The sequence below is a fragment of the Deinococcota bacterium genome (assembly GCA_030858465.1).
Classification (GTDB): domain Bacteria; phylum Deinococcota; class Deinococci; order Deinococcales; family Trueperaceae; genus JALZLY01.
The window spans coordinates 1-9539 of sequence record JALZLY010000311.1 but is presented as its reverse complement, the minus strand read 5'-3'; the positions used below and the strand labels follow the sequence as shown (position 1 = coordinate 9539).

Genomic DNA, 9539 nt, shown 5'->3' with positions numbered 1-9539 from the left:
GCGTAGTGAGGAACGAACGAAGCTGTAGGCGGTCGGGTGCAGCGCCTTGTTCTGCTGCTTGTTGTGGACTTTCTCCTGCTGTCATGACTTGCGTGACCGACGAACCATAACAAAATCCACACCCGTTTCGACACCCGAATCAACGCAAAAATGTTTCTCTGCGACTTTTTCAAAGCCGTATCTCTCGTAAAATCGCTGCGCTCGCTCATTGTCTTCCCAAACATCAAGGAAGATATTGGAATTGGTTGCCAAGAGTGAATGAGTGAGTGCTGTATCCATCAACTGAGACCCTATACCGCGATTCTGATAAGGTGCCAAAACGTAAAGGCGGCGAATTTCCTTATCATGGGGATGAAAGACAAACGAAGCAGTTTTCACGATGTGTTCCTGCTCGATGTGGGATTCGCCAAATTGCACAAACCCGATAATCTCATCTTCAACGCAGGTAAGTAGAAACACATCCTTCAAGAGCGATTCACCGATTTTTTCGGGTGAGAGATGATTTTTGAGATGTGCTTCCAAATCAGCGAAGGCCATTGAATGCCCAAATGCCGTCGCGTAAGTCTGCTTTGCTAAAACTGAAAGAGCGTCCACATCGTTTGGTTTGGCTTCTCTGATATGTATTTCCATTATACGCATTATAGAGTAATTTTTCGATGAGGCTTCATCCAAGCCGCGCGCGAGCAGCAGAACTAGGAGTTAAGTACCCATGCAAAAGAAATTGTGAAGGCTGCTCCCCTTGCCCTCGGCAGATTGTGGCTCTTAGCCCTGAGAATTTCACAAAAACTTTTGTTTAGGTGCTTATACGGCATGTGACGGATAACGCCACTATAGGGGGTGTCATATTGCACCATTTGTTCGTAGGCATTCGCAAAAACGTTATTCACCAAAAACCTCTCCTTTCATGAATGAGGTGAGGCAAGTTATTCGCTTGAAGCTACCTGAGCCCAAGTACAGAGATGTCCTACCCCTACTACATCCTTGATGATAGCCGGTTTCACGGCAAAAGACATCCATGCCAATTGGGCATTGCCGACATCCGTGGCTATCTGACCCATTTGGCAGGTGACAAGCATGTAGCTGCTTCCACCCAGAACCTAGCCCTTTCGGCCTTGTTTCTCTATCAAGAGGTCCTTCGCTTTCAGGTACCCTTTATCGAGGGGGTTGAATGGGCCAGGCGTCCCAAAAGGTTGCCAAGCGTCTTAACGCGCGACGAGGCGAGACGTATTTTGAAGCATACTGACGGTGTCCGGGGTTTGATTCTGAGGCTGCTCTACGGAACGGGTATGCGCCTTGAAGGGCTGCGGCTCAGGGTGAAGGATGTCGAGTTTGCTGATTTGAGCATCGTTGTGCGCGACGGCAAGGCAAACAAGGACCGCATCACCATGCTGCCGGAAGCGCTTGTGCCTGCTTTACAAGAGCAGTTGCGGCACGCGAGCAACCTGCATGGGCTCGACTTGGCCGAAGGTTGCGGCGAGGTCGAAATGCCCCACGCGTTAGCGCGAAAGTATCCACAAGCCGTTCGTTCATGGGCGTGGCAGTACGTGTTTCCCTCAGAGAGACGTTCTACTGACCCTCGCTCCGGTCGGCAGGGACGGCATCACATCTATCCGAATACCATTCAACGCGCTATGAAAGAGGGGATGAGCGCGGCTGGGGTGCTTACACCTGCTGAGCTTTATGGTTGAAGGTCTTGAACTTGAGGAGGTCGCAGAGCTTGATTCGAGTTAGGGTATATTTGGAACTGCTGGTGGCGCTGAACCGCTTCTTGACCCCACCTCCCGCCCGTGCTAGAGTTTCATGGTTATCGCGGCGGTTGCATAAGTAAAAGGCCACCTCGCTTCACCCCAACGATGATGCAGCTCGTTCCCACCCGCTCCCGACCTTAGACGCCGCCCCGGCGGCGAGCTCGCGTGCCGACGGCACGCGAGTCGGCAGTGGCAGCCAGGCTCGAGCTTTTTTCATGCCCAAGCCTTCCAGGAGACAACATGACAAACCGTAAAACCATCAACAAGGTCGTTCTCGCCTACTCGGGCGGCCTCGACACCTCGGTCATCCTCAAGTGGATCAAGGATGTCTACGGCGCCGAGGTGATCGCCTTCACCGCCGATATCGGCCAGGGTGAGGAGGTCGAGGCGGCGAGGCGTAAGGCCCTCGCCACGGGCGCCGCCAAGGCCTACGCCGTGGACTTGCAGCGCGAGTTCGCCCAGGACTTCGTCTTTCCGGTCCTGCGCGCGGGCGCGGTCTATGAAAGTTATTACCTGCTGGGCACCTCCTTCGCGCGGCCGCTGATCGCCCGCGAGATGGTCGACATCGCCCGGCGCGAAGGCGCCGATGCGGTCGCCCACGGCGCCACCGGCAAGGGCAACGATCAGGTTCGCTTCGAGCTCTCGGCTTACGCGCTCGCGCCCGACATCGAGGTGATCGCCCCCTGGCGCGAGTGGGAGCTGCGCGGCCGCGAGGACTGCATCGCCTACGCTCGGGAGCACGGCATCGAGGTGCCGGTGACCAAGGAAAAGCCCTACTCGACCGACGCCAACCTCTTTCATGTCTCCTACGAGGGCGGCATTCTCGAGGACCCCTGGGCCGCCCCGCCCAAGGACATGTGGAAGCTCACCGTGGACCCCGAGGACGCCCCGGATGAGCCCGAGAGTGTCCTGGTGGACTTCGAGGCGGGCAATCCGGTAGCCCTGAACGGCAGGAGGCTCGAGCCCGCCCTGCTCCTCGAAGAGGCCAACGCCCTCGCCGGCAGGCACGGCGTCGGCCGCGTCGACATCGTCGAGAACCGCTTTGTCGGCATGAAGTCGCGTGGCTGCTACGAGACGCCCGGCGGGACGCTCCTCTACCACGCCCACAAGGCCGTCGAGTCCTTGACGCTCGACCGCCAGGTGGTGCAGCTTCGCGACGAGCTCGTGCCCAAGTACGCCAGCATGGTCTACAACGGCTTCTGGTACGCGCCCGAGCGCGAGGTGCTGCAGCGGCTCATGGACGACCTCCAGCGCCCGGTGACGGGCACCGCCCGGCTCAAGCTCTACAAGGGCGGCCTCAGCGTGACCGGCCGCCAGGCCGCCAGCAGCCTCTACCGCCAGGACGTGGCGACCTTCGAGCGCGACGAGGTCTACAAGCAGGGTGACGCCGAAGGCTTCATCAAACTGAACGCCCTGCGCCTCAAGATAGCGGCGCAACTGAAGGTGGGCCGGGTCGAAGAGAAGTTGCCGGTCGGCCAGGATGTTTGAGGTGGCGCCGGCTTCCCAGGGACAAGGCCCGGCACTGGCCGAGCGGAAGACGGTGCCCTCGGCGGCGGCCTTGCGCGTGGCCAGGCTGGCCGACACGCCCGCCATCGCCGCGCTCTACCGCGAGGCCGGAGGTCAGGAGGTGACCGCCCCCCCGGTCGCGGACTGGCTCGAGCACGGCGGCGCCCTGGTCATGGAGAGCGCCGAGGGCGTGATCGTCTCGGCCCTGCGCTGGCGCGAGGAGAGGGGCGGCTGGCGGCTCGACCGGCTCGCCACGCTGGAAGGCTACCGCGGCCAGGGCTTCGGCCGCTGGCTGATGACCAGGGTCGAGGCCCTGGCGATCAAGGAGAACGTCCCGCTGCTCTCGCTCGAGCTGGGCAGCGCGCATGACGAAGGGCTCGCCTACTACCGGCGCATGGGTTACCGCCAGGAGAGCACGCCCGGCAGCGCCTGCCTGCGCCTGAGCAAGCGCCTGGGCGGCACCTGGCAGGTCAAGAGGGACTAGGGTCTGGGGGCTAGGGGCCAGAGAACCCCGAGTCGCGAATCGAGGTAAAATCCGTGAGCAACGATATCTCAAAGCCGCAAGGCGGGCGCATGTGGGGCGGGCGCTTTACGGCGTCCACCGACGAGCTCGTCTTGCGCTTCAATGCCTCGGTGAGCTTCGACAAGCGCCTGGCCCTGCAAGACATCCAGGGTTCGGTCGCCCACGCGACCATGCTGGGCGAGACGGGCATCTTGAGCGCGGACGAGGCAGCGCGCATCGTCGAGGGCTTGCACGCGCTCGAGCACGAGGTCCGCGCGGGCGACTTCGAGTGGAAGGTCGAGCTCGAGGACGTGCATATGAACCTGGAGCGCGCCCTGACCGAGCGCGTCGGGCCGGTGGGCGGCAAGCTCCACAGCGCCAGAAGCCGCAACGACCAGGTGGCGACCGATTTTCGCCTGTGGCTGCGCGAGGAGAGCCTGGCGCTCATCGGGCTGTTTTCGCGGCTGCGGCAGGTGCTGGTCGACTGCGCCGAGCGGCACCTGGGCGTCGTCATGCCCGGCTACACCCACCTGCAAGTCGCCCAGCCCGTCCTCTTCTCGCACCATTTGCTCGCCTACTATGAGATGTTCGGCCGCGACCAGGAGAGGCTTGAAGATTCGCTCAAGCGCCTCAACGTCTCGCCGCTGGGCGCCGGGGCGCTGGCGGGCACCACCTTTCCCATCGACAGAGCGCGGACCGCCAGCCTGCTGGGCTTCGACCGCCCGGCGGCCAACTCGCTCGACGCCGTCTCCGACCGCGACTTCGCGCTCGAGTTCCTGGGGGTCGCCAGCATCGCCATGATGCACCTGTCGAGGCTCAGCGAAGAGCTCATCCTCTGGTCCAGCCAGGAGTTCTCGTTCGTCAGCCTGCCCGACTCGCACACCACCGGCAGCTCGATCATGCCGCAGAAAAAGAACCCCGACGTCTGCGAGCTCGTGCGCGGCAAGACGGGCCGCGTCTACGGCAGCCTGACGGCGCTGCTGACCGTCATGAAGGGCCTGCCGCTCGCCTACAACAAGGACATGCAGGAGGACAAGGAGGGCGTCTTCGACGCCGTCGACACCCTGGGGGTAGCGCTCCGGCTCTACGCCGACATGCTGCCCAGGCTAGAGGTCCACGAGGCGAGGACCCGCGACGCCGCGGGCCGGGCCTACAGCAACGCCACCGACCTCGCCGACTACCTGGCCACCAAGGGTCTGCCCTTCCGCGAGGCCCACGAGGTCGTCGGCAAGCTGGTCGCTCAGGGGCTCGAGGAGGGCAAGGACCTCGGCGAACTCGACCTTGCGACCATGCAGGGGGCGAGCGCGCTTATCGAAGAGGACGTGTACGGGGTGCTCGAGTTGGACAGCGTCGTCGGCCGGCGCGAGTCCTACGGCGGCACCGCCGCAGGCCAGGTCCGCAGCCAGATCGAGCGGGCGAGAGCGACGCTCGGATCAGGAGATCATCATGGCAACCACTGAGGCAATCACCAAAACAATTACCGAGACAACCCCTGACGTGGGCGGGCCGTCGTCTGCAACCCAGGCGGCTGGACAGCTCACCATCCGCCCCGCTCGAGCCGAGGACGTGCCGGAGGTCTTCGCGCTGATCGGCCTCTGGGCCGCGCAGGGCAAGATGCTGGTGCGCCCCATGCAGACCATCTTCGAGAACCTGCGCGACTTTTTTGTCGCTGAACTGGAGAGCGAGGAGGGCGCGGAGTTCGCGGGCTGCGCCGCCTTGCACGTTCTCTGGGGCGACATCGCCGAGGTGCGCGGGCTCGCCGTCAAGCCGGGCGTCACCGGGAGCGGCGTGGGCAGGAAGCTGGTGGCGGCCTGCGAGGCGGAGGCGCGGCGCATCGGCATCCCCACGCTCTTTGCCTGGACCTATTCGGTGGGCTTTTTCGAAAGGTGCGGCTTTGGGCTCATCGACAAGACGAGGGAGCTCCACCCCAGGGTCTGGTCGGAGTGTTTGCGCTGCCCCTTCTTCGTGGGCTGCAACGAGAACGGCATGGTCAAATCGCTTCCCGGCGTGCCCACGCCCAAGAACCTGCCCGAGCCGCCGCCCGCGCAGGTGCCGCCGGGCATCCGCTGAGAGGCGCCCTGTGAAGAATTAGTGCTGCCGGCTGGACCGCGCGTGTTACCTTGACGCTCAGCTGTCGCCCACGTCCTCTACCCTGCACGCCGACTTCTGATGTCTCGCCCCGTGCGGCAGCCCACCTTGCGCTCGGCGGCCGCGGCGCCCCGCCACCTGCCCATCACCTAGACGCGGGTGAGGACGTGCTAGCGTCTGGGGTGGTGAAACGTCGGTGAAAAAACTCGAGCCCAGGTCCTACCGCGTCCACGTGCTCATCTGCCGCGGCAAGAGCTGCCGCGAGGAGGGCAGCGAGGAGGTCGCCAGGGCCTTGCGCGGCGAGGTCAGACGCTTGGGCGCCCACGACATCCGCATCAGCCGCTCCTTTTGTCTGGGCCAGTGCAGCAGGAGCTGCGTGGTGGCCGCCGAAGGGCCAAAAGGAGCGCGCTGGTGGGGCGAGGTCAGTCCCAAGGCGGCGCGCAAGCTGGCCGCCAAACTGGCCAAGAGGGCTAAAGGGCAAGGGGGCTAAAGGGCGGCCACAGCTCGGCAAGCTGGCTGAGACGGGCTAGCCGAGGTCGAAACGTTCGGCCGCTGCGGACCCGCGCTCGAGCTTGACCCAGAGCCGCGCCAGCCTGATCAGACCGCCGTAGAGCCGCTTCACGTCGCGCTCCAGGTCCGCCGCGGTCGCCCGGCCGGCGTGGGGGCAGAGGTTGCCGGTGAGCTCTTCGACAGGGGCCTCCAGGGTATGGAGCAGCCAGGGACGGGCCGTGACCGCCGTCTGCCAGCGGGGGTGATCGGCGACGGCCCGGCCCAGGCGCTCGAGCTCGAAGAGCGCCCGCCGCCGGTCGTTGATCAGTGCGTATCTGCGCTTGTTGCGTTCGCCGGCGGTCCTTGTCTCGTCGCCGGCTTCGGTCCAAAAAACTTCGTCCACGCTCATACTATAGGTGAAAGATATCTCAATGTCTAGCGATCTGGTCAAGATTGCAAAACCATCGGAGGGCCCCTAGGAGCCCTCCGGAGGGGCAGATACTTATTTGCCTTGCAGGTGGGACTCGAGGAAGTAGAGGTCCTTATCGACTACCCGGGTGATCTCGATGTACATGTCCTCGGTGGTCGGGTCGTCCAGCTCGGCGGCGCGGCGGCTGGCGGCGCGGCTCGAGGCCGCGTAGGCGGCGTAGCGGTCAACGAGCAGCTTGAGGTGCTCCTCGCCCTGGGCAGCCTCCGCCGGAAACTCCGCGAGCGTCGAGTTGGCGGCGGCCATGCGCGCCGTGCCCAGGGCCACGCCACCCAAAGAGGTGACCCGCTCGGCGATCACGTCGACAAAGGGCTCGACCGAAGCGGCGAGCTCGTCGAAGAGCTTGTGGAGCTGGTAGAAGTGGATACCCTTGACGTTCCAGTGGGCCTGCTTCGTCTGGCTGTAGAGGTCGAAGGTGTCGGCGAGCTGCTGGTTGGAGAGGTCGGTGAGCTCGCGGCGGGCCTCGAGGGAAAGATCGATCTCGGTCTTGTAGAGGTGCTTGGTGCCGGTTGTCTTCGTCCGTGCCATGGTATGCTTCCTTTCATCATCTAAATCGGAATGATTCCGAAAAGTCTGAGTAGAGTCTAACGCTTGCCTGCTCGAACTTCAAGTCGAGGCGAACTCGAGCCATTTTAGCCAGCCCCCAGGGAAAACTCGGCGGGATGGCTTGCAATCCGCTCGGCAAGGCCGGTCAGCCGAGCAGCTGCGCTCTGACATACGCCAGGGCCTCGGCTGTGCCGCCGGGGCGGCTGCCACTGCCTTGCGCCAACTCCGCCCTGCCCCCTCCCCGGCCCGCCACGAAGGGGAGCGCGAGCGCGAGGAGGGCCTTCATGTCCGCCTCAACCCTCTCGCCTCTGGCGAAGAGAAGCTGGGCCCTGCCGGCCTGGGGACTGGCCAGGAGTACGATCACGTCGTCCTCCCGCGCGAGCGCCTGCACCAGGGGCTTGAGCAGGTCGGCGTCCTCCGGGGGGAGGGTGTGGGCGACGACCCGGCCATAGCGGCCCTTCTCCGCCTGCGCCAAGAGCCTCACGGCGACCTCGGCGGCGTGCCTGCTCTGCACGCCGCCGAGGTCGTGCCTGACCTTCCCCAGCTCGCTTTGCAGGGCGGCCACGCGCTCCGGCAGCTCCTCGACGCCCACGCTGAGCGAGGTCGCCAGGCCGTAGGCGAGGCGGTGCTTGAGCGAGTAGTCCGCTATAGCTTCCAGACCACAGCGAAAGTGTACCCGCGCCAGCTCTGCTTTGACGCGCTCCAAGCGCAGGAGCTTGACGGGCGCGGCCTCGGCGGTGCTGCGCAGATGGGTGCCGCCGCAGGCCGACAGCTCCCAATCGCCCATTGCAACGAGCCTGACGAGGCCCGCGACCTGGGGCGAGCGGCGCGGGGAGTAGCCTTTGAGGTCCTCCGAGGCAAGCTCGAAGGCCTCGATGGGATAGTTCGCATAGGCCGCCTCGTTGACCACACGCTCGGCGGCCGCCAAGTCCTCGTCCTCCGGCCCGCCCGCGAGGTCGAGCGTGCAGACCGGCCCCGACAGGCTGACCGCTTGCGTCGCGAACACCGGGTTCACCCGCACGAAGGCCTGGGACAGGAGGTGCTGGCCGCTGTGGCGCTGCATGTGCCGGTAGCGGCGCGGCCAGTCGATCTTACCCGCTACCGTCTCGCCCGCCTGCAAGGGGTCGCCCTCGAGGAGATGCCAGACCCTGTCGCCCTCGTTCCTGACGTCCAGCACCCGCCGGCCCTTCAGCGTGCCCAGGTCGTGAGGCTGGCCGCCCGCGCGGGGATAGAAGAGTGTGCGCCCCAGCAGGATCCAGTGGCCGTCCTCGGCCTCGCGGACCTTCAAGACCTCGCTCTCGAAGCTCGTCTGGTAGGGCTGCTCTCGGTAGAGGCGCTCGGTAGCCATACTCACAAGGGGTCAAGTCTAGCATCCGCGTCAGGTCGGTAAGCTGGAGCATGCTCCAGCGCGGGCTTTCCCGCTAGAGTTTGGCTACCCGCTTCCGAGCACGGGACCGATCAGGCCGCAAAGGGGAGTATGGAGAAATCACCGTTCGTCTACCACCAGCCCGACTTCGACCAAGCCGACTTCGACGAGGTCGGCGACTGCACCTTCGACGACCACGTCGGCGAAATCATCCGCCACCTCGGCGAGGACGTGACGCGCGAAGGGCTCAGGGGGACGCCCCAGCGCGTCGAGCGCTCCTTGCGCTTCTTGACCAGCGGCTACGGCCTGAGTCTCGAGGAGGTGGTGGGCGGCGCGCTCTTTGCGGCCGAGGGCTCGGAGATGGTGGTGGTCAAAAACCTCGAGTTCTACAGCATCTGCGAGCACCACATGTTGCCCTTTTTCGGCAAGGCGCATATCGGCTACATCCCCGAAAGGACCATCCTGGGCCTCAGCAAGTTCGCCCGGGTGGTGGATGTGTTCGCCCGGCGCATGCAGCTCCAGGAGCGGATGACGACTCAGATCGCGGACGCCTTGGGAGACATCTTGAAACCCAAGGGCGTGGCGGTGGTCACCGAGGCCAGCCACCTCTGCATGATGATGCGCGGCGTCGAGAAGCAGGGCTCGAGCACCATTACCAGCGCGATGCGCGGGGCCTTTAAAGACAGCGCGATTACCCGGCAGGAGTTTCTCGAGGCCATCCGCTAGCGAGCTAGGGCGACAAAGCGCAGGCGCTCGCCGGGCCTGAGCTGCGCCACCCGCGGCAGGTCGCCCGGGTGGATGATGGCC

11 protein-coding genes are annotated in these 9539 nt (G+C 64.3%); 7 read left to right on the top strand and 4 right to left on the bottom strand.

Annotated elements, in window-relative coordinates; translation table 11 throughout:
• Positions 1-81 precede the first annotated feature (81 nt).
• Entirely contained in the window at positions 82-630 is a 549-nt protein-coding gene (locus M3498_15480) for a GNAT family N-acetyltransferase (protein ID MDQ3460680.1), read from the bottom strand.
• A gap of 329 nt (positions 631-959) precedes the next feature.
• Between M3498_15480 and M3498_15475 the strand changes: the two genes are divergently transcribed.
• From M3498_15475 to M3498_15450, 6 genes are all read left to right on the top strand, one after another.
• Positions 960-1688, top strand: coding sequence for an integron integrase (locus M3498_15475; protein ID MDQ3460679.1), 729 nt, complete (start codon positions 960-962; stop codon positions 1686-1688).
• Between the two features lie 300 nt (positions 1689-1988).
• Complete coding sequence (locus M3498_15470; GenBank protein ID MDQ3460678.1) at positions 1989-3236, top strand: argininosuccinate synthase; 1248 nt, start codon at positions 1989-1991, stop codon at positions 3234-3236.
• Position 3237: 1 nt separating this feature from the next.
• On the top strand, positions 3238-3738 hold the full coding sequence (locus M3498_15465) for a GNAT family N-acetyltransferase (GenBank protein ID MDQ3460677.1): 501 nt from the start codon (positions 3238-3240) through the stop codon (positions 3736-3738).
• A gap of 89 nt (positions 3739-3827) precedes the next feature.
• Entirely contained in the window at positions 3828-5216 is a 1389-nt protein-coding gene (gene argH, locus M3498_15460; protein MDQ3460676.1) for an argininosuccinate lyase, read from the top strand.
• Positions 5203-5826 (top strand): N-acetyltransferase, encoded by a 624-nt coding sequence (locus M3498_15455; GenBank protein ID MDQ3460675.1) that lies wholly within the window; start codon positions 5203-5205, stop codon positions 5824-5826. The genes argH and M3498_15455 overlap by 14 nt, the downstream gene beginning before the upstream one ends.
• A 214-nt stretch (positions 5827-6040) precedes the next feature.
• Positions 6041-6334 (top strand): (2Fe-2S) ferredoxin domain-containing protein, encoded by a 294-nt coding sequence (locus M3498_15450; GenBank protein ID MDQ3460674.1) that lies wholly within the window; start codon positions 6041-6043, stop codon positions 6332-6334.
• Positions 6335-6370: 36 nt separating this feature from the next.
• Here the strand turns inward: M3498_15450 and M3498_15445 are convergent, their stop codons facing one another.
• The 3 genes from M3498_15445 to M3498_15435 all read right to left on the bottom strand — a co-directional run bounded on the left by M3498_15445 (position 6371) and on the right by M3498_15435 (position 8714).
• A complete protein-coding gene (locus M3498_15445; protein MDQ3460673.1) occupies positions 6371-6736 on the bottom strand; it encodes a hypothetical protein in 366 nt (121 codons plus the stop codon).
• 99 nt (positions 6737-6835) lie between these two features.
• Positions 6836-7348, bottom strand: a complete 513-nt coding sequence (dps, locus tag M3498_15440; GenBank protein MDQ3460672.1) for a DNA starvation/stationary phase protection protein Dps — start codon at positions 7346-7348, stop codon at positions 6836-6838.
• 163 nt (positions 7349-7511) lie between these two features.
• Entirely contained in the window at positions 7512-8714 is a 1203-nt protein-coding gene (locus M3498_15435) for a DHHA1 domain-containing protein (GenBank protein MDQ3460671.1), read from the bottom strand.
• 129 nt (positions 8715-8843) lie between these two features.
• On the opposite strand from M3498_15435, the gene folE reads away from it, so the two are divergent.
• On the top strand, positions 8844-9458 hold the full coding sequence (gene folE, locus M3498_15430) for a GTP cyclohydrolase I FolE (GenBank protein ID MDQ3460670.1): 615 nt from the start codon (positions 8844-8846) through the stop codon (positions 9456-9458).
• The last annotated feature ends 81 nt before the right edge of the window (positions 9459-9539 follow it).